Source organism: Oscillibacter sp. GMB15532, from assembly GCF_041020825.1.
Lineage (GTDB): Bacteria > Bacillota > Clostridia > Oscillospirales > Oscillospiraceae > Oscillibacter.
The window spans coordinates 169,813-190,075 of sequence record NZ_JBEVTO010000001.1 but is presented as its reverse complement, the minus strand read 5'-3'; the positions used below and the strand labels follow the sequence as shown (position 1 = coordinate 190,075).

Below are 20,263 nucleotides of genomic sequence, written 5' to 3'. Positions count from 1 at the left end.
TTGGAAAGCTGCATTAAAAAATCGACAGACAGCGAATTCCCGCTGTCTGCCGATTCATGTTCCGTATTTCCTGCGTTTTATTATGTGTTCTTATGGAGGTGTGGCTGAACGTGCGCTCTTGTTGGGAACCTTTTGAAGGCCATGACAGAGTGGGCTGGTATCCTGTGCGCGCTTAGTGGTATCTGTGCTTTTTGTACATGGCCATGGACAGCGGGATAGACGCCGCCGTCAGCGCGGCGGACAGTACAGGGATGCCGACCTGAACAAAGGCAAGCATCGTCTTGGGAATCTCCCCGCTCTCACCGGAATCTACCAGTCCAGCCACCAGCCCCGCGCCGCCCACGGCCACGAAAACCATCAGAAGAATGAAAAACATTCTTCCTTTTTCCACACCGAAACGGAACATAATGGGCATGGTCACGGCCATCATCAAAAATCCCATGCACATGTACGGCAGCAGCGCGGCGGAGGAAAGGTCCGTTGTGACAAACAGCCCCAGCAGGAAATTGCTCAGGGCGCTCAAAACCGTCGCGCAGCCCACCGCCAGCCAGCCCAGCACATATTTGCTCATAACCACGTCACTGGCGGTATAGGGCATCATGGCGGCCAGATCGTCCCATTTGCTTCGCTCATCATAGGCCATGGCGGTATAGGGCAGCATCCCGCAGTAGACAATTGCAAACACGGTCATGTTTCCCCGAGGAATCACCGCAAAAATTGCAATCATTAAAAGAAACATCCGCATTTGCCGAAGAAGCACAAAAATATCCTTTTTCAAAAGTGCCTTCATGCCTGCTTTTCCCCCTTTACCAGAAACAGAATGATGTCCTCAAGACTGGGCCGCTCCACCGGCAGCGAGGCGGGAACCAGGCGCCGCTTTACCAGCGCGCGCACGCCGTAGGGCGATTCCTCCGTGCCCAGCACCGCTCCCTCGGGCAGCTCTGAAAGGCGGCTTTTGCTACAAGCAACAATGCCATATTCGTCCCGTAAAGCGTCCTTTTCCATAGAAAACCGCAGGCGGCCCCTGTGAAGAAACGCGATGTAATCGCACAGCTTCTCAAGGTCGCTGACGATGTGGGAGGAGATGAGAATGGAACAGCTTTCGTCCCGGGTAAACTCTGAAAAAATCTCCAGAATCTCATCCCGCACAATGGGGTCCAGTCCGCTGGTGGCCTCGTCCAGAATCAACAGCTTCGGGCTATGGCTCAGAGCCACGGCGATGGCAAGCTTCATGGTCATACCCCGGGAGTAATCCTTGAATGCCTTTTTTAGTGGTAGGCCGAAGCGCTTTAAAAACCCGTCGTAAGCCGCCGCGTCCCAGCGCTGATACGTGTCCGCCATGATCAGGCCCACCTGCCGGGCATTCAGCGTTTCAGGAAAATGGGCCTCGTCCAGCACGATACCCACGTCCTCCTTTACCTGATGAAATTCCGGGCTGCGGTTATCCACCCCCAACACACGGATTTCGCCGCTGTCGGGCCGCAGTGCGTCCATAATCAGGCGAATGGCGGTGGTCTTTCCCGCTCCGTTTTCTCCCACCAGCCCGCAGATAGACCCCTGGGGCAGCACAAGGCTCAAATCCTGTATGGCAAAGTCGCCGAGGCGCTTGCTCACATTCTTTATTTCAATCGCATCCATAGTTCATTCCCCCTCTATAATAATTCGCAGCATTGAAAGAAGCTCTTCGTCTGTGACACGGCAGCTCCTGGCAAGGTCGGCGGCTGCCTGCAAGTGGCCCTCGATCTCCCGCAGGCGGCTTTCCCGAATCAGCTCTGTGTTCTGCTCCGCCACAAAGCAGCCCTTGCCTGCCACCGTGTAGACAAAGCCCTCCGCTTCCAGCTCGTCATAGGCTCGCTTGGTGGTGATGACGGAGATGCGCAGGTCCTTTGCCAGTGCCCGGATAGAGGGCAGTGCCGCTCTCTGCTCCAACGTCCCCGCCACAATCTGGTCCCGAATCTGGGCGGCAATCTGCTCGTAGATGGGTGCGCTGGAGGAATTGCTCAATAAAATTTCCAAGCTGTAATCACCTCACATACTGTTCATATACAGTATATACAGTTAAAAAGAAATGTCAAGGGGGAAATTTCGGAATTTTTAAGCGTTTTTTGCCGCGCCGGGGAATCAACGGGGAAAACACTGTAAAATCGGAGGAAACTATGGTACAATGTCCGCGTTGCAGGCGCATGCCTGCTTGAACTGCGAATATCCCGGCGGCGCTTTGCGCCCGCAGGAGTACCAGATGAGATGCAGGGGAGTGAGCGCGTGGAGACAGAGATGGGACAGGGCGCGCTGACGCTCTGGTGGAAGCCCGCGCCCGATGGGGCGGAGGTGACGGCTGTTACCTCGGGGGAACAGCACGTTTTTCTGCCGGAGCGGGTCCGGGGCCTGCCGGTGACGGCGCTGGGCCACCATGCGTTTTCTCCCAACCGCCCCGCACCGGAGGGCGAACCCCTGTGCATTGTTTGCGGAGGGGGAGTGCAGGGGGACAATCCACGGGGCATCGAGGCCGTGACTCTGCCGCCCACGATGCGGCGGGTGGGAGATTACGCGTTTTACAACTGCTCTGCCCTGAAAGAGCTGCACCTTGCGGAGCCCATGAACGATTGGGGAAGCGGGGTGTTGATGAACTGCGGTGATTTGCGCCGGTTTTTTATCCGGGCGCGAGACGCAAGGGTGGAGAGCCTTGCTTATTTTGCAGATGAACTGGCCACAGAGCTGGACGTAAACGTGGACTTTCCCGATGGGGGGACCGCGCGGCTGATTTTCCCCGAGTACCGGGAGGTATTGGAGGAAAACGCCCCAGCCCACCACTTTGATTTTCACCTCTACGGCTCGGGCTATCCCTATCGCCATGTATTCCGGGACCGGGCGCTGTCTCTTCAGGAGTACGACCGGCTGTTTCCCGGCCTTTTGGAGAAAGAGCACGACCCAAACTGCGCCCTGCGCCTTGCATGGCACCGGCTGCGTGCACCCCGGGAGTTGACGGAACAATCAGAGAAGCGCTATTTCACGTATTTGAAGAGCAGGGTGGGCGACACGCTGGCATGGCTTCTTGAAGAGCGGGACAGCCGGGGCCTTGCATGGTTCCTGCCCCTGAGCGGTGCGGATGCAAATGCGCTGCGCACGGCGGCGGAGACGGCCCGGCGGCTGGGGCTTACAGAGCCGCTGGCGCTGCTGCTGGAGCGTCTGGGGCAAACGGCCCCGGAAGGACTTCATAAATCATTTGACTTGTAAGGGGGCGGCGCTGTGGCGGAGAAAAAAACCCGGGAGGAGCTGGGGCTTGAAATCCTGCGGGCGGCCCAGAGTGAGCTGTATCTGAATTTTCCCTATCTGGACGCGGCGCTGAGCGGGCTTGCGTTTCTTCCGGCAAACGGGATGACGCTGGCCATTGCCACCGACGGGGAAAAATTATATTACGATGCGGACTATCTCTCCGAGCGCTTTTTGCGGGGGGCGGAGAGCATCAACCGGGCCTATCTCCACACGATTCTCCATTGCCTGCTGCGCCATCTTGCCAAGAAGCAGGGCCGGGAACCGAAGCTATGGGACTTGAGCTGCGACATTGCCGTGGAGAGCATTCTGGACGGACTGGCCAGCCCCTGCCTTGGAATTGCCCCCGCACCCATGCGCCGCAGTCTGTACGGAAGTCTGCGGGAGCATATGAAGGTACTCACCGCCGAGGGAATTTACCGGGAGCTTTTGCGCCGGGATCTGCCGGAATACGAGCGGGCGCGGCTCCAGCGGGAGTTTTTTGCCGACGACCACGGGCTTTGGGACCCCCAGGGGAAAAAGGATCAGGAGCGTAATGAGCGGCAGGACCAGAAGTGGCGCACCGCGTCGGAGCGGGCGCAGACGGGGATGGAAACGGTGCTGGCGGGCAGGGCCGTGGGCGGTGAGGCGGTGTATGAGCAGGTGAAAGTGGCGAATCGTCCGGGCGTTGACTACCGGGCCTTTCTTAAACGGTTTGCTGTCCCCCGGGAGGTACAGGGCGTGGACGCGGACGGCTTTGACTACGGCTTCTATGCTTACGGACTGCGGCTTTATGGCAATCTGCCCTTGGTGGAGCCGCCGGAGACGCGGGAGGAAAAGCGCATCGAGGACTTTGTCATCGCAATTGATACCTCCATGTCCACCTCCGGGGAGCTGGTGCGGAAATTTCTCTCCGCCACCTATTCGATTCTCAAAAGTACGGAAATCTTTTCCACCCGAGTGAACATCCGGGTCATCCAATGCGATGACCGGGTGCGGGATGATACGGTACTCCATGATTTAAAGGATTTGAAGGCCTATATGGAGGACTTTCACCTCATCGGCGGCAGCGCCACGGACTTCCGCCCGGTGTTTTCCCATGTGGAGGCGCTGCGCGCCGCCGGGGAGCTGGCGTGCTTGCGGGGTCTGATTTACTTTACCGACGGAATGGGCCGGTATCCCGAAAAGCGCCCGCCCTATGAAGCGGCGTTTGTGTTGCCGGAGGACCCGGCGTTGGCGGTGGATGTGCCGCCATGGGCCATCCGGCTGACGCTGACGGAGCAGGAGCTGGAAACCGCCGCGCATCAGGCGGGAGAAGCGGCGCATACGGAGAAACCCGGCGAAGCGGACGGACGGGACGAGGATGACCTTCTGGAATTGCCGGAGCTGTAAGGAGACGGACGAATGAACATCAAACAGGCAAAAGAGGAGCTTATAAATACTCTGCGGGCGTACCTTGCCAAGGACGAGCTGGGGAACTACCTGATTCCCGCCAACCGTCAGCGGCCCGTGCTGCTGATGGGCCCTCCGGGCATTGGTAAAACCCAGATTATGGAGCAGGTTGCAGCGGAGACAGGCGTGGGCCTTGTGTCCTACACCATCACCCACCATACCCGGCAGAGCGCCGTGGGATTGCCTTTTATTGAAAAGCGGACCTATGACGGGCGGGAATTTTCCGTCACGGAGTACACCATGAGCGAAATTCTTGCTTCGGTGTACGACCTGATGGAGCAGACCAGGCTGCGGGAGGGGATTTTGTTTCTGGACGAAATCAATTGCGTCAGCGAGACGCTGGCGCCCATGATGCTGCAATTTTTGCAGAACAAGACCTTCGGCAACCAGAAGCTGCCGGAGGGCTGGCTCATCGCCGCGGCGGGAAATCCCCCGGAGTATAACCGCTCTGTCCGGGATTTTGACGTGGTGACGCTGGACCGGGTGAAGCGCATGGACATTGCCGAAGATTTCGCCGTTTGGAAGGAATATGCCCGCCGCAAAGGACTTCACGGGGCGGTGGTGTCGTATCTGGACAGCAAGCGGGAGAACTTTTACCGCATCGAAACTACGGTGGACGGCGTGCAGTTTGCCACGGCCCGAGGCTGGGAGGATTTGAGCGAGCTGCTTTTTGCCTATGAGACGCTGGGCCTGCGCGCCGGGGCCGAGGTGGTAGGGCAGTATATCCAACTCCCCCCCATTGCCCGGGATTTTGCCGGGTATCTGGAGCTTTACGCCAAGTATCAGCGGACCTGGCGGGTGGACGAGATTCTGGAGGGAAAATGGGCCGCCGTGTCGGTTTCCGAGCTGCGCACCGCCCCCTTTGACGAAAAGCTGTCGGTGCTGGGGCTGCTGCTGGGCCGTCTTGGACGGGAGGCGAACGGCGTCCGTATGCAGGATGCGCTGACAGAGCTGCTCCATGCCGACCTCACCGAATTCAAGGCCCGCCTCGCGGCGGGAACCGGGGCGGCGGAGGCCCTGCTGGCGCTGGAGGATGCCCGCCGGGAGGCCATGCGCCGCGCTGCCGCCGCCGGACAGACGGACAAGGAACGCCGCAGCTTGGAGCAGCGGGAGCTGGATGCCTTGGGCCGCTATCGGCAGGGTCTGGCAGACGGAGCCGTGGGAGACGAGCTGGCCATGGACGCGGTACGGCAATGGTTTGGGGCGGAGGTGGAGGCCCGCAGGGCTGCCGCCGAGGATACTGGCCGCCGCTTTGACAGTGTGTTCCGCTTTTTGGAGGAGGCCTTGGGCGACTCGCAAGAGCTGGTGGTTTTCGTGACGGAGATTACCGCCGGGTACGATACCTCCTGGTTTGTGGAGCATTTTGGTTGCGAGGCCTACTACCGCCACAACAAAGAGCTGCTGCTTGATGACCGCCGCGCGCGACTTCGCCGGGAAATCACGGCAGAGCGGTCAGGGGAGTGAACAAAATCACCGGGGACCCGGCGTGTCGGGTCCCCGTGATTTTGCGTAAAAGCACGCAGCCGGAAGGCATTTAGAAACGATTCTTACTTCCTGCCGCGGATTGTTAAAAGGTGCGCAAACGGAGAAATTTTCCTTGACAGACAAGACCCCTGCGCCTATAATAAATATCTCCGACCGACCGTTCGGTCGGAGACTTAGCAAGTACTAACTTTGCGCCTCGCGCAGATAAAAGGAGATCTGTATGAAACGAACTTTCGCGCTGCTATTGGCGGCCCTGCTGACAATGGCCGCCGCGCTGCCGGTGCTGGCGGACGACCGTGTTCAGCCTCCGGCGGAGCCGACCGCATCTTCCTCCTCCGCAGTGGAGGCGGGGACGGATGCAGGAACGGATGCGCAGCCCGCGGCTTCTTCCGGGCAGGCGGATGCCGCAAGCCCGGATGCTTCCGTACCCGGACAGCCGGAAAACGGGGAGATTCTCCCAGACACGGATGTTTTGCTGGCAAGCAGTGTACAAAATCTTCAGCTGAAACCCAACAACAGCGCCAGTGGCATCAGCTTTGAAAACCTGCGGGGGGCGCTGCTGAATTACAACCCGACCATTCAATCCCTGAAAGCGCAGATCATGGATGTAAACGGCATGACGCAGGACAGCCTGTGGAGCGCCAGCGGTACGCTTCGTGAAATGCTGGAAAGCACCACCGCAGCCCTTGGAATGGTGGAAAGCGCGATGGAGGCCGGAGATCTTGACCCCACGGTTTACCAGGCGCTCCGCATCGCGCTGAATGCAAATGTCCTTTCGCTGCAAAGCGCGGTTGCGCAGAATTATGCCCAGGTCATCAACGTGGATAATACCATGGGCAGCACGAAAAACACGCTGAACAACGCCATTGAAAAGGTCATCAGTGGCGCGGAGCAGCTTTACGTAGGCATTGTTGCCATGGAGGACACACTGCCTGCCGTGCAGCGGGGACTGGACGCGTTGGACAGAGCGGTGGCCATTGTTGAAAAGCAGAAGGAGCTGGGCATGGCTTCCGCTTATGACGTGGAGAGTGCCCGTCACCAGCGGGCGCAGGTTGCCAGCCAGATGGAGGCTTTGAAGTATCAGGTGACCACGAATAAGCTGCTGCTGGAGGGCATGTGCGACATGGAGATGAGCGGCACGGTGAAGCTGGGCGAGCTGCCCGTACCCACACAGGCGGAGTTGGACGCCGTGAACTATGACAAGATGCTGAGCACCGCCGCCGCCAAAAATGTGGATGTGGCCAACGCGGAGATTGCCTTCGGGGAGGATTCCGGCCCCGTGAATAAACATGCGCGTATCGCGGCGCAAAACAGCTTTGCCTCTGGCTTTAAGGGCGTTTGCATGGCCGTGCCGGAAAATGTCCGGCTGGTGAGCGCGGCGCAGGAGACGGTGGATTTTCAACAGAGGACCTTTGACATCGCCGCCAAGAAGTATGAGCTTGGAATGGCGTCCCACGAAGAATACCTTGCCGCCAAAAGCAATCTGGACAGCGCGCAGGACGATTTGAACACGGCCCAGCGGAACCTGTTCAGCGCTTACCACGCCTATGTCAGCGCCACAAAGTACGGCCTTGTGTAAGGCCGGTCAGAAATAAAGGAGAGCACTATGAAAACAAAAACTCTTTCCGCGCTGCTGACGGCGGCGCTGCTGCTGGGCATCCTGACGGGCTGCGGTCAGGCGGGCGATTCCTCCGAGGAAGAGGTCAAGGGCACTGCCGTGGAAACCCAAACGGTGGAGCTGGGCGACATCGCCACCGAAAGCACCGTCACCGGCAGCGTCACCGCCAACCGCAACGTACCGGTTTTGAGCAAGGTTTCCTGCAAGGTCAAAAGCGTGACGGCAAAGGCCGGCGACGCCGTGGCCGCCGGGGATGCGTTGTTTACGCTGGATACCGCCGATTTGCAGGATACATACGGCAGTGCGCTGGAAACCTATTCCGGCACCCGGGAGCTTTTGGATGAGCAGGTCAGTCAGGCCGGGGAAAGCTATCAGAATCTTCAGGCCCTCTTTGCCCTTGGGGCTGTGAGCCAGAATCAGGTGGATCAGGCAAAGCTGGGGCTTATGCAGGCGGAAAACGCTCGAAAGAGCACCCTGACCCAGATGGGGCTGGACGATGTGTGGGATATTTTGAACAGCCCCACGGTCACGGCTCCCATCGCCGGAACTGTCTCCAGCGTCAACGTGACCGCGGGAGTGGCCGTGGCTCCCGGCACTGTGGGGGCGGTGATTTCCGAAATCGGCCATCCCCAGGTGGTGGTCAGCATCTCCGAGACGCTGCAGCCCTCCATCCACGTGGGGGACGCAGTGGAAATCAACATTCCCTCCGTGGGAGAGACGCCAGTGCAGGGAACGGTGGCTTCTGTTGCCTCCGCAGTCAGCCTGCCCTCGGCACTGTATGAGGTACATATCGATTTGCCCAAGGATATGAAAGTCTCCATCGGCATGTTTGCCCGGGCCACCTTCCGCACCGATTCCCGGACGGGCACGGTGCTCATCCCCACGGAGACGGTTCTCACGGGAGAGGATGGAAGCCAGTCTGTCTACGTGGTGGACGGCGACACGGCCTATCAGGTAAATGTGACCACCGGCCTTGTGGGTGAGAAGCAGACGGAGATTACCTCCGGGCTCCACGGCGGCGAGCAGCTTGTGACGCGGGGGCAGAGCTATCTCAGCGACGGGGCCCCCGTGCGTGTCACCAACGCCCCGGTACCGGAGGTCGGCGCGGACTCCTCCGACCCCGACACGTCCGGCGCTGAGAGCGGCGCGGCCTCCTCTGACGCAGCTGCCTCTCAGGCGGCCCAAAGCGCGGAGGGCAAGGCGGAATGAATATCGTTTCATTTTCCATCCGCCACAGGGTTACCACCATCATGGCCTGCGTGATGGTGGCGGTCTTTGGCGTGATGGGCTTTTCCCAGCTGCCTTTGGCGCTGATGCCGGACATCGAGCTTCCGATGGTGCTGATGTATTCCACGTATCAGGCGGGTCCACAGGAAGTGGAGAACCTGGTCACCGTCCCGCTGGAAAGCGCTTCCGCGTCGGTGTCGGGCATGGATGAGCTCTATTCCTACTCCGTTGAAAACATGTCCATTGTGCTGGTGACTTTTACCGACGGAACCAATCTGGACAGCGCCATGACGGATTTGCGGGACAAAGTCGGCATGGTGAAAAGTACCTTGCCCGACGGCGCCAGTGACCCGGTGATGATGGCCATGGACATGGACGCCATGCCCGTTATGGTCATTGCGCTGCGGGGCGCTGATCTCGCGACTCTTCAGGCCGCAGCGGACGATACCATTTCCCCTGCGCTGGAGCGCATTGATGGCGTGGCCTCTGTGGATGTACAGGGTGGCTTTGAAAACGAGATTGCGGTGGAAACCTACACGGAGAAGCTGGCAGGTTACGGACTGTCTCTCACGTATATCGCCCAGATTCTCTCGGCGGAGAATGTGGCCATTCCCGCCGGCAGCGTGGACAGCGGAGCAAATACCCTGTCTGTGCGGACCGACGGACAGTTTACCTCTGCGGAGGATGTGGCCAACTGCCTGATTCCTCTGCCCACCGGCGGAACCGTCCGGTTGGGAGAGGTGGCAAACGTCTATCTCAAGCCTCAGGAGCGCAGTTCTATCGCCCGGGTGGGCGGGGAAGACTGCGTGCTCCTGTCTGTGAACAAGCAGTCCGACGTGAACACCGTGGTCACCGCCAGAAGCGTGAGCGCGGCCATGGAGGACATCGCGCAGGAGAATCCGACCTTGGAATGGTCCGTGCTGATGGACCAGAGCGACTATATCAATATGTCCGTGGATAGTGCCATTTCCAACATCATCATGGGCGTGCTGCTGGCCGCGCTGGTGCTGTTTGTGTTCCTGCGGGACTGGGGCGCCACCATGGTCATCTCTGTGTCCATGCCCCTTTGTATTGTGTCGGTGTTTCTTTTGATGCGGGTGCTGGGCATTACGCTGAACATGATGAGCCTTGGCGGTGTGGCCATGGGTGTGGGAATGATTGTGGATAACTCCATCGTGGTGTTGGAGAATATTTTCCATTACCGCGCCGACGGACACGATAACTACTCCGCCTGTACCAAGGGAACGGGAGAGGTGTCTTTGTCCATCGTGGCCTCCACGCTGACCACCGTGGCGGTGTTTCTCCCTCTGGGCTTGACCGACGGAATTGTGGGCATGATGTTCTACGATTTCTGCCTGACCATCTGCACCCTGATCGGCATGTCTTTGATTGTGGCGCTGACCATCGTGCCGCTTTTGAGCTATATGCTTTTGGGCCACGGCCAGAAAAAGAGCCTGAAAGCCAACGCACAGGCCATGGAGGCGGCAAAAAAAGCGAAAAGCACCCGCCTGTCCGACTGGTATGTGAAAAAGCTGGACTATTATATCCATCATCGCAAGCGTGCCATGCTGGCGACCCTTGCCATGATTGTGGTCTTCATCGGTATCATTGCGTTCTCTGGCTTTGAGATGATGCCGTCTATGGACCAGAGCAGCGTCACCGTCACCGTGAGCCTTCCCACGGGAACCGAGACGGAGGAGGCACAGCACATCGCCGAGCAGGTGGTGGACATTGCCATGGATACCGTCCCGGAGATTAAGGACATTTACTATACCACCGGCGGCGGCACCATGAGCAGCATGACCGGTGACAACGCGACCTCCGTGACGCTGAATCTCGTTTCCATCGAGGACCGCCACCGCTCCGCCGAGGAAATTGGAAACGGTTTGCGGGAGGATTTACGGGATATTGCCGGGTCGGAAATCACCGTGTCCTCTGCGGGCATGATGGATATGTCCTCCATGAGCGGCGCCCCCATCCAGCTCACCCTTTCCGGCGACGATTACGATGAGCTGAAGGTGGCGGCGGACGATCTTTTGAAGCAAATTGCCGACGGCGTGCCCGACGCGGTGGACCTGAAATCCAGCGCCGGGGATCAGGTGCCGGAGGTGGACGTGACGCTGCGCCGGGATGTGGCCGCGCAGTACGGGCTTACCGCCGCCACCATCGGTACCGCTGTGCGCAGTCAGCTCACCGGCTCCACCGCCACAATTCTAAAGGTAAACGGCGAGGAGATTGATGTGGTGGTCCGGGGCGAGGTCGATGCGGGCAAAAGCCTGGACGCGCTGCGCTCCATGCTGATTACCACGCCCACGGGCAGTGCTGTTCCTTTGAACATGGTGGCAAACGTAGAGGTGGTGATGGCGCCCCAGACCATCATCCGCCAGAATCAGAGCCGCACCATCACCGTCACCGGCGACAGCCGTACGGACGATTCGGTGGGCATTTCCAAGTCTGTTAAAACCGTGGTGGATGGCTATCAGCCCCCGGAGGGAATCACTGTGGATATGGCGGGCGAAAGCGCCGATATGATGGAATCCTTCCAGAGCCTGGGCACCGCGCTGATTGTGGCGCTGGGCCTGGTGTATTTCGTGCTGGCATCCCAGTTCGAGTCGTTCCTGATGCCGGTCATCGTCATGATGATTCTGCCGGTGAGCCTGCTGGGTTCGCTGTCCACGCAGTTCCTGTTCGGCATGAAAATCTCCATCGTCTCTCTGGTCAGCGTGATTATGCTGGCGGGAACCGTGGTCAACTCCGCCATCGTGCTGGTGGATTACATCAAAATCCGTCGGCTGCGGGGCGAGGAGAAGGACGAGGCGATTTTGAAGGCCTGCCCCCGCCGCGTCCGGCCTGTGATGATGACCATGCTTACAACGGTTCTGGGACTTTTACCCATGGCCGTGGGTGTGGGCGAGGGGGCCGAAATGATGAAGCCCATGGCCATCTCTATGATTACCGGCATGTTGCTCTCCACTGTTGTAACGTTGCTGTTCACGCCGGTGTATTACAGCATTCTGGACAGTTTCAGGCAAAATTTTGCAGATAAACGCGCGGCCAAAAAGGGAAAATCCGCGCCGGAAAAGAAGGAGGAGATCCTCAGTGTCGAAGATCAGTGACCGGCGCCGCGCCGACATATTGCACGCCGCGCTGACGGAGTTTGGCCTCCGGGGCGTGGACGGAGCCTCTATGTCGGAAATCGCTGCCCGGGCAGGGATCGGAAAGTCAACGATATACGAGTACTTTCCCTCTAAAACGGAGCTGATTATCGCATCCTGCGAAATGAAAATTGGACAAATAAAAGAGGAGATTTTATCTATTTTCAGCCGGGACATTTCCTTTTCCGCGCAGATGGAGCTTTATGTGGAAATGATGCTGGATATGGCCGGAAATGTTGATTTCAATGAGGTTGTGCGGGTCTTTACCCGGGATTCCATCAACGCGCTGGAGACAGTGGTGGAAGACCTTGCAGGGGATATGGCGTCCATCTTGGAACAGGCCATTCTCCGTGCGCAGGCGGCAGGAGAACTGGTGGAGGATATGGATGTGAGCATTGCCGCGGCAATTTTGCTGGGGCTCCCCAACCCGCATCTGATTCTCCGCCTGCGGCAGCTGGGGAAAGAGGAGCCGGTAAAGGCACTGGTGAAGCTGGCGCTTCGGGGCCTCCGGACCACCGAAACGTTAAAAAACGCCTGATACACAGGAGAAGCAAAGCATACCCACGTCGCAAAGATGAGTTTATTTGCCTTCCAAATAGCCGAGCGCCCGCCTGAACGGATTTGCCGTTCGGGCGGGCGCTTTTTCGACTTCAAAGATGGGGAAAATTCAAGTATGGGGGAAAGTTCAATTGCGCCGGGGGTTCATGCCAGTGTCTGTGTCACTCCAGAGAGATGACGGAGACGGGACAGCCATCCCGGGCCTCCTCCGCCGCGCTCTCCGCATCGGTGGGCACGGGGTCGGTGTAGACCTCCGCCGGGCCGTCGTCGCCCATGCGGAAGACCTCGGGACAGGTGGACTCGCACAGCCCACAGGAAATGCAGCCATTTCTGTCAATTTTTGCGTTCATAATGCCAAATCTCCTTCCTTTCAGTTCCCTCAGATAAATGCGTTTGCAATCAGGCGTTCAAAAACAGGTTGATGTCGTCCTCAACCGTTCCGATGCCTGCAATGCCGAATTTTTCTACCAGTACCTTTGCCACATTGGGGGACAAAAAGCCCGGCAGGGTGGGACCCAGATGGATGTTCTTCACGCCCAGATACAAAAGCGCCAGCAGCACGATGACGGCCTTTTGCTCATACCAGGCGATATTAAACGCGATGGGCAGCTTGTTGATGTCGTCCAGGCCAAAGACCTCCTGAAGCTTCATGGCGATGACCGCCAGAGAGTAGGAGTCGTTGCACTGACCGGCGTCCAGCACTCTGGGAATGCCGCCGATGTCGCCAAGGCCCAGCTTGTTGTAACGGTATTTGGCGCAGCCTGCCGTGAGAATCACGGTGTCCGCCGGGAGCTTTTTGGCAAACTCGGTGTAATACTCCCGGGACTTCATGCGCCCATCGCATCCGGCCATGACGAAAAACTTCCGGATGGCGCCGGATTTCACGGCATCCACCACCTTGTCCGCAAGGGCCAGCACCTGATTGTGGGCAAAGCCGCCCACGATGCTGCCAGTCTCAATTTCCTCGGGAGCGGGCAGGGTTTTGGCCAGAGCGATCACTTCGGAAAAATCTTTTTTGCCGGTTTTGTCGGGGTCGATATGCCGGCAGTCGGGATAGCCGGAGGAGCCGGTGGTGAAAATTCTGGCGCGGATTTCCTCACTTCTGGGGGGCACAATGCAGTTGGTGGTGAAGAGAATGGGGCCGTGGAACGGACCGAACTCATCCACCTGCCGCCACCAGGAGCCGCCGTAGTTTCCCACAAAGTTATCGTACTTCTTGAAGAAGGGATAGTAGTGGGCGGGCAGCATCTCGCCGTGGGTGTAAACGTCCACGCCGGTGCCCTTCGTCTGCTCCAGGAGCTGTTCGAGGTCGGCCAGATCGTGGCCGGAAATCAGGATGGCGGGATTTTTCCGAACGCCGATGTTTACCTCGGTAATTTCGGGGCTGCCGTATTTAGAGGTATTGGCCTCATCCAGCAGCGCCATGGTCTTCACGCCATACTCACCGGTTTTCAGCGTCAGGGCCACCAGATCGTCGGCGGTGAGGGTGTCGTCCAGCGTGGCGGCCAGAGCCTCGTAAATAAAGGCGCTGATGCTGTCGTCCTTTTTCCCGAGGTTTGCCGCGTGCTCGGCATAGGCGGCCATGCCTTTCACGCCATAAATGATCATTTCCCGCAGGGAGCGCACGTCCTCGTTCTCCGTGGACAGTACGCCAACGTCCGCCGCTTTTTCCAGCATGGAGGCCCGGTCATTCACCGTAAAGGTGGCCGCGTCATGCAGACCTTCGGCAGGAGTCGTCAGGCCGTCCCGGATGGACAGCATCCGCTTGATTTGCACCTCGATGGAGCCGTCGTCAAAGTTGGCGTTGGTGATGGTCATGAACAGGCTGTTGATTACCTCGCGGTTTGTCCCGGGCATGGCACCGACATCCAGCTTTCCCTGAATGACCCGTTCCGATACGCCCTTGAGGGTGTAAATCAGCAAATCCTGAAGCTTGGCCACCTCCTCGTTTTTGCCGCACACGCCGCGCACGGTGCAGCCCTTTCCTCCGGCGGTTTCCTGACACTGGTAGCAGAACATACTCATTTCCTTTTTTCCTCCTTTTGTATTTATGGAACTTATTGATGGGGATATTATGGGAATGGGATGATGCGCTTTTGTTTCCGTCGGCTGATACCTAACATCTATCATCCCAAAGGCTGTTTGTCAATCCAAACCCACTTGTCTGCACCCCTGCCGCCGATTAGGCAAGGGCATTTCCTTCTGAGAGTGTGAGATGTTTGGATTGACTTTATGCCCTGAGTGTACTATTATTTAGACAGCAAGTCAGTTGGAATTCCAACAAAAGAGGGCTTTATGAAAAAATATTTAAATGTTTTAAAAGGAACGGCGCTGTTTCGGGGCATAGAAGAGGCGGATTTTGAGCCGCTTTTAAGCTGCCTGCAGGTCAGAACTGTTCGCTATGAAAAAGGGCAGGCCGTTTTCTCCGGGGGAGAGCGCATCCGGGAATTTGGCGTGGTGCTTACGGGTCAGGTGCAGGTGATTCAGGACGATTATTACGGAAACCGCAGCATTCTTGCAAATATCGGCCCGGGCAACCTGTTTGGGGAGTCCTTTGCCTGCGCGGGGGCGGACGCGCTGCCCGTGGGCGTGACGGCGCTGGACGCGAGCGAGCTGCTGTTTATCGACTGTGGCAGGCTGACCGCGCCCTGTACCCGGGCCTGCGATTTTCACAACCGGCTGATTCAAAACATGCTGCGCATCGTCTCCATGAAAAACATTGCCCTGACTCAGAAGATTGAGTTTACCTCCCGGCGGACCACGCGGGAAAAGCTGCTGGCTTATCTTTCGGCGGAGGCCCGGCGGGCAGGGGGCAGCCGCTTTAGTATTCCCTTCAACCGTCAGGAGCTGGCGGATTATCTCTCGGTGGAGCGCAGCGCCATGTCGGCGGAGCTTGGGAAGCTTCGGGACAGCGGCGTTTTGCACTTTCATAAAAACGAATTTGAGCTGCTGTAACCTCAGGATGCCTTTCCGTTGGAGTGTCCTTAGGCAAATTTTTTCGATAAGATAAAAGGAGACGCCAAACCCCGTTTGGCGTCTCCTTTGTGCGGTCCGCCGCCAATTGCGGCGGAGGAGGGAGATTAGTGCTCCTTATGCTCTCCGGAGCTTTGGTCAGTGTGCTTCATCTCGTCCGGAGAGGGTGTACCGGACGGAGAGGACGGATCGGATGCGGGATTGATTGCGCCCGTAAAGCGGGTGGAACCCGTGGCGCCAAGGGAGCCGTAGGCCCCGATAGAACCGACGGAGCCCATGAAATTTCTGCTCTCCCGGCGGAGCTGGCGGGACACGTTTTCATCCTGTCCATAGCCGCTTCCCGAGGAATTTGTGCCATGCTGAAAGTCCTGCTGAGAGGCGGGAGTGGTCTGAGCTGTATCATCGGCGTAGGGGATTCCGGGGTCCCGCTGCTTTTTTTGACGGTTTTTTTCGTCGGGGAATTCAAAATCGTCTTTATGCTGATCCATGTGTTTATCCATAAAAATCCCCCTTTCTGAGTCGAGGACTCGGATTTAGTTTGTCCGAAAGGCTGCTTTTTATCAGAAAAAAGGAAAATTTCGGCGGGGTTTTCCCGCCGAAATAAAACGTGATATTCTGTTCGCCAGTGTGTTATCCAAGCGCCACGTCCAGCACCATCATCACGCTGAAGCCGGCCGCAAAAAACACAGTGCCGATGTTGGAATGGCCGCCCTCCGACATTTCGGGAATCAGCTCCTCCACCACGACGTAGAGCATGGCCCCGGCGGCAAAGCTCAGAAGATACGGCAGAGCAGGCACCACCAGCGCCGCGGCCAGAATCGTCGCCACCGCGCCCAGCGGCTCCACAAGACCGGAAAGCACACCGCCCGCAAAAGCCTTCCCCTTGCCCATCCCCTCGGAGCGCAAAGGCATGGAAATAATGGCTCCCTCAGGAAAATTCTGAATGGCGATTCCGATGGACAAAGACAGGGCCGCTGCGGCGGTGATAGAGGTTTCGCCGGAAAGAAAGCCTGCGTACACCACGCCCACGGCCATCCCCTCCGGGATGTTGTGCAGCGCCACCGCCAGCACCAGCATGGTGGTTTTTTCAAGATGGCTCTGAGGGCCCTCGGCCTGCTCGCTGTTGCGGTGAAGGTGAGGGATGAGGTGGTCCAACAGAAGGAGAAACAGCACGCCGATCCAAAATCCCACAACCGCCGGGACAAAGGACCATTTTCCCATGTGCTCCGACTGATTGATGGCTGGAATCAAAAGGCTCCAGATGGAGGCCGCCACCATCACACCGGCGGCAAAGCCTGTGAGGGCGCGCTGCACCCGGTCGCCCAGAGCGTCCTTCATAAAAAAGACACAGGCCGAACCTGCCGTCGTGCCGATAAACGGGATTAAAATGCCCTGCAACACATCCATGTTCATAAAATGCATCTCTTCTTTCTAAGTCCCAAACGAGTTCATTTTTTAAAACAGCATACTGTATCCGTCCGGCCTTGTCAACACGCACGGGCGGATTCCGCCTCGTTTTGGCTCGAAAAACGGCGCAGCAGGGGACCGAAAACGGTCCCCTGCTGTGTTCTCCCCCGACGGGGACAATTTAATACGGATAGACGTAATCCGTGATTTCCTCCGCCGGTTCGATGGAGGAGACGTGAAGCTGCGGCTCGGGCGCGCCCTCAAAGGAGCCCACCTGCAAAGTGCCGGAGACGGTGATCCAAGAATCCGCCGCCAGTCCCGCCACGTCGTCGTATTTGCAGACGATGCCGCAGGGAGACAAATCCGCCGCGCAGCAGGACATCATCAGCCGCGCAGGAACAAACTCGTCCGCGTTCAAAGACGGAATGTCCTTTAGGACAAAGCCCGTCATGGTAATTTCAAAGCCTTCAAAACGCTCCGGATACATGAAAAGCTCACTGCACCAGTTGTAAAACTCGCTGTCCGGAATCGTGATGGTCTTGGCCTCTGCATCGTACCCGTGGAGATAGCCGATCACCTGCCCGCTGGCCCCCTCCATGGTATAAACGCCGTCCTCCGCTCCAGTCTCTGGGCTTTCCGGGGAGGAAGAGGGCAGGGTGGACGAGATGGCGGGCGTCTGGCCGTCCGAACCGCCAAAGGCGCTGCCGCCGGTCAACAGCCCTCCGGAGCTGACGGTGCTGATCTGCTGGTGGGGCAGCAGCACCAGCAGCACGGGAATGGCCAGCAAAAAACAGTGGGCGGACCGTCTGCGATACTGCGGCCGGAACAGGCGCGTGGCGGAAAAGACGGCGCAGACCAGAAGCGCTCCTGCCGAAAAGAAAAGATACGGTTTTACCCGCGGAGCCACGTAGGAAAGATACGCGCCCGAGAGCGCCAGATAAATCAGCGCCCCGGAAAAGGACAGCAGACAGATAATTTCCAGAGCTGCCTGAGGGTTCAAAGCGCCGCGTTTCATGCTAACACCTCCCCAAGTCCCAGAAAAAAGGCGGCAAAAACCACCGCGCCGCACACGGCAAACATGGTGAAAGCCAGCCGGAACACAAATTTTTTGGAGAAGCTCCCCGAAAGCATCAGCACATTTTTCACGTCCATCATGGGTCCAAATACCAAAAAGCCCATCAAAGCCCCCATGGGAAACTGGGCCGCAAAGCTTCGGGCCACCACCGCATCGGACGAGGAGCAAAGGGAGAACAAAAATGCCATTGCCATCATCAGCAGCAGGGGAAGCAGCAAGCCTTCTCCCGCGCCGGTGCGGGAAAGGCCCGCACCCATGGTCTGAAACAGGGCAGAGACAAACGCGCCCAGCAGCAGATACTTTCCGACGCTGAAAAATTCAGACTGGGCATGAAGCATAAAGCTTTCCAGCTTTCCCGCTCCCGGGTCCGACGCGCAGCCGCAGCCGCACAGCGCGCCAAGCCCCCCGCCGGTGAGGATGCCGGATTTATATTCGGCCCCTGAGAAGGACAGCCCGATCAGCACCGCGCAAAAAAGCCCGAGACCTACGCGGCAGGCCACGATTTTCCAGTTCCCTCCGAAGGCGTACCATGTGCTGAGCATGACCACCGGATTGATAACCGGCGCGGCGGAGAGAAACGTCACCGCCGCGGACAGGGGAACCCCCTTGCGCACAATGCTGCGAAATACCGGGATAGAGGTGCAGTCGCACACCGGTAAGCAAAAGCCCGCCAGCAGCGCAAACAAAAAGCCGCCCGCCGGGTGCTTTGGAAATTTTTCCGCAATCAGCCGGTCGGAGATAAACACCTGAATCGCGGAGGAGAGCAGCACGCCGATGAGCAAAAAGGGCACCGCTTGCAAGAGAATGCCCAGAAATACGTTCACCACGCCGTCCACCCGGGTTCCGCCCAATACCAGCCGCAGAAGAAGATAGGCGGCGCAGAAATACACAAGGCTCAGAAGAAAAAAGGTGTTGGGCGCGGGACGAGGCTTTTGCAGGGCCTTTTCAATGTCCCTGAGCCAATCTGACCGCAGCACGGAAACGCCGGGATTCAGTCCGTGCAAAAGCTGGCGCAGGCGGCGGAACTCCCGGTCCCGGGCGTTTCGCAGCACAATGAAGTCGCAGCCCGAAACCTGATCGGCCAAGGCGGCTCCCGCGCCGCCCAGCAGACGCTCCAGCGCCTCTCCGTCCCCCACATGCAGAATTTTCTGAAGACGGCAGAAGTCCCCGGTTGTCATGGTGACCTGTCGGCTTGGGGCGGGGAACAGGGCCTGTAAATCCCGGATGGGCAGCATTCCGTTCCACTCGACCCAAATTTCGTCGATTTGCTCCGGGTCCTGCTCCAGAAGGTATTGATAGATTTTTTTAGACGCCGCCGCCGGGTTTCTCTGCACCTCCCGGATGGAAAGGCGCAGAGGCTTCAGTTCCTCCACATAGGGGGCGGGGTCCTCCTCGCCCTCTTCAAAAAGAATGCAGCGCGGGTTGATTCCTTCCCGCAGGCGGGATTGGATCAGGCTGTTTAAAAGCGTTGTCTTTCCGGCGTCCAGAAAGCCGGTGATGGCGAAAACCGGGATATAGTCCCCCGATGGGGAGACTGCCTCCCGCCGCCGTGCAAACGGCGGAGAAAATGGCTGTTTCAAAGTAAAATTGCCCCCTAATATTTTGTTTCAGACAAAAAGGCAGGAAGACAGCGCCCTTGGCGGGGAAGACAGGCCTGTCTTCCAATGCCGGGGCGAATTTTCTTCCTGCGGGGCAATCAATTGTTCAGCCGGATTTTAAGCCTTAGCAGCGACAGGGGGCAAAGGAGCGCGGCAACGGACAAAAGAAGCACTGCTGACGCCGGGTAGAACAGCGTGTTCCCGGAAAAAATACCGGAACCGACGGCTGCGTCTCCTGCTTTTTCCACCGCTTGCAGACAGACCTCGAGCCGTGTGCAGACGGTGCAGCCATCCCCCGTGCAGCGGTGGCGAAGGTGGGTGGCCGCATACCCCTCCGTCAGCCATGCCGCTGCCAGAAGTGTGACCAGCAGCGCGATTGCCAGTATTCTGATTCTGACTGCCTCACGGCGCATGGCGGCCTCCTTTCCTGACGGGCAAGGGTGGGGAGATGCAAAAGCCGTCCTCC

Annotated in this window: 18 protein-coding genes; 8 read left to right on the top strand and 10 right to left on the bottom strand. The window is 58.3% G+C overall.

Going from position 1 to position 20,263, the window contains the following annotated elements:
• Window positions 1–172: 172 nt before the first annotated feature.
• The 3 genes from ABVS15_RS00910 to ABVS15_RS00900 are packed head-to-tail and all read right to left on the bottom strand — an operon-like array spanning window position 173 to window position 2,016.
• Entirely contained in the window at window positions 173–790 is a 618-nt protein-coding gene (locus tag ABVS15_RS00910; RefSeq protein WP_369281916.1) for an ABC-2 transporter permease, read from the bottom strand.
• Entirely contained in the window at window positions 787–1,638 is an 852-nt protein-coding gene (locus ABVS15_RS00905; RefSeq protein WP_369281915.1) for an ABC transporter ATP-binding protein, read from the bottom strand. Before ABVS15_RS00905 ends, ABVS15_RS00910 begins: the two co-directional genes overlap by 4 nt.
• 3 nt (window positions 1,639–1,641) lie before the next feature.
• Window positions 1,642–2,016 (bottom strand): GntR family transcriptional regulator, encoded by a 375-nt coding sequence (locus tag ABVS15_RS00900; protein WP_369281914.1) that lies wholly within the window; start codon window positions 2,014–2,016, stop codon window positions 1,642–1,644.
• Window positions 2,017–2,244: 228 nt separating this feature from the next.
• Between ABVS15_RS00900 and ABVS15_RS00895 the strand changes: the two genes are divergently transcribed.
• The 7 genes from ABVS15_RS00895 to ABVS15_RS00865 all read left to right on the top strand — a co-directional run bounded on the left by ABVS15_RS00895 (window position 2,245) and on the right by ABVS15_RS00865 (window position 12,724).
• Entirely contained in the window at window positions 2,245–3,234 is a 990-nt protein-coding gene (locus ABVS15_RS00895; protein ID WP_369281913.1) for a leucine-rich repeat protein, read from the top strand.
• A 12-nt stretch (window positions 3,235–3,246) separates the two neighbouring features.
• Window positions 3,247–4,641 (top strand): VWA-like domain-containing protein, encoded by a 1,395-nt coding sequence (locus ABVS15_RS00890; protein WP_369281912.1) that lies wholly within the window; start codon window positions 3,247–3,249, stop codon window positions 4,639–4,641.
• 12 nt (window positions 4,642–4,653) lie between these two features.
• Window positions 4,654–6,165 (top strand): ATP-binding protein, encoded by a 1,512-nt coding sequence (locus tag ABVS15_RS00885; protein ID WP_369281911.1) that lies wholly within the window; start codon window positions 4,654–4,656, stop codon window positions 6,163–6,165.
• 241 nt (window positions 6,166–6,406) lie between these two features.
• Window positions 6,407–7,765 carry a TolC family protein gene (locus ABVS15_RS00880; RefSeq protein WP_369281910.1) on the top strand — a complete coding sequence of 453 codons (1,359 nt, stop codon included), beginning with the start codon at window positions 6,407–6,409 and terminating at the stop codon, window positions 7,763–7,765.
• 27 nt (window positions 7,766–7,792) lie between these two features.
• Window positions 7,793–9,013 carry an efflux RND transporter periplasmic adaptor subunit gene (locus tag ABVS15_RS00875; protein ID WP_369281909.1) on the top strand — a complete coding sequence of 407 codons (1,221 nt, stop codon included), beginning with the start codon at window positions 7,793–7,795 and terminating at the stop codon, window positions 9,011–9,013.
• The gene (locus tag ABVS15_RS00870; protein WP_369281908.1) at window positions 9,010–12,147 is read left to right on the top strand and encodes an efflux RND transporter permease subunit; all 3,138 of its coding nucleotides are present in this window, start codon (window positions 9,010–9,012) and stop codon (window positions 12,145–12,147) included. Before ABVS15_RS00875 ends, ABVS15_RS00870 begins: the two co-directional genes overlap by 4 nt.
• A complete protein-coding gene (locus ABVS15_RS00865; RefSeq protein ID WP_369281907.1) occupies window positions 12,131–12,724 on the top strand; it encodes a TetR/AcrR family transcriptional regulator in 594 nt (197 codons plus the stop codon). The genes ABVS15_RS00870 and ABVS15_RS00865 overlap by 17 nt, the downstream gene beginning before the upstream one ends.
• 181 nt (window positions 12,725–12,905) lie before the next feature.
• Here ABVS15_RS00865 and ABVS15_RS00860 read toward each other — a convergent pair whose 3' ends face one another.
• Together ABVS15_RS00860 and hcp are read right to left on the bottom strand one after the other, a co-directional pair.
• Entirely contained in the window at window positions 12,906–13,094 is a 189-nt protein-coding gene (locus ABVS15_RS00860) for a ferredoxin (protein ID WP_293010482.1), read from the bottom strand.
• A 49-nt stretch (window positions 13,095–13,143) separates the two neighbouring features.
• On the bottom strand, window positions 13,144–14,769 hold the full coding sequence (hcp, locus tag ABVS15_RS00855; protein ID WP_369281906.1) for a hydroxylamine reductase: 1,626 nt from the start codon (window positions 14,767–14,769) through the stop codon (window positions 13,144–13,146).
• Between the two features lie 270 nt (window positions 14,770–15,039).
• Here hcp and ABVS15_RS00850 point away from each other — a divergent pair, with 270 nt between their 5' ends.
• Window positions 15,040–15,699 (top strand): Crp/Fnr family transcriptional regulator, encoded by a 660-nt coding sequence (locus tag ABVS15_RS00850; RefSeq protein WP_369281905.1) that lies wholly within the window; start codon window positions 15,040–15,042, stop codon window positions 15,697–15,699.
• Between the two features lie 125 nt (window positions 15,700–15,824).
• Here ABVS15_RS00850 and ABVS15_RS00845 read toward each other — a convergent pair whose 3' ends face one another.
• From ABVS15_RS00845 to ABVS15_RS00825, 5 genes are all read right to left on the bottom strand, one after another.
• Complete coding sequence (locus ABVS15_RS00845) at window positions 15,825–16,217, bottom strand: hypothetical protein (protein ID WP_369281904.1); 393 nt, start codon at window positions 16,215–16,217, stop codon at window positions 15,825–15,827.
• Window positions 16,218–16,347: 130 nt separating this feature from the next.
• Complete coding sequence (locus tag ABVS15_RS00840; RefSeq protein WP_369281903.1) at window positions 16,348–17,130, bottom strand: ZIP family metal transporter; 783 nt, start codon at window positions 17,128–17,130, stop codon at window positions 16,348–16,350.
• A 175-nt stretch (window positions 17,131–17,305) separates the two neighbouring features.
• Entirely contained in the window at window positions 17,306–18,139 is an 834-nt protein-coding gene (locus tag ABVS15_RS00835) for a TIGR03943 family protein (protein WP_369281902.1), read from the bottom strand.
• Window positions 18,136–19,779, bottom strand: coding sequence for a permease (locus ABVS15_RS00830; RefSeq protein ID WP_369281901.1), 1,644 nt, complete (start codon window positions 19,777–19,779; stop codon window positions 18,136–18,138). Before ABVS15_RS00830 ends, ABVS15_RS00835 begins: the two co-directional genes overlap by 4 nt.
• A 116-nt stretch (window positions 19,780–19,895) precedes the next feature.
• A complete protein-coding gene (locus tag ABVS15_RS00825) occupies window positions 19,896–20,210 on the bottom strand; it encodes a hypothetical protein (protein ID WP_369281900.1) in 315 nt (104 codons plus the stop codon).
• Window positions 20,211–20,263 lie beyond the last annotated feature (53 nt).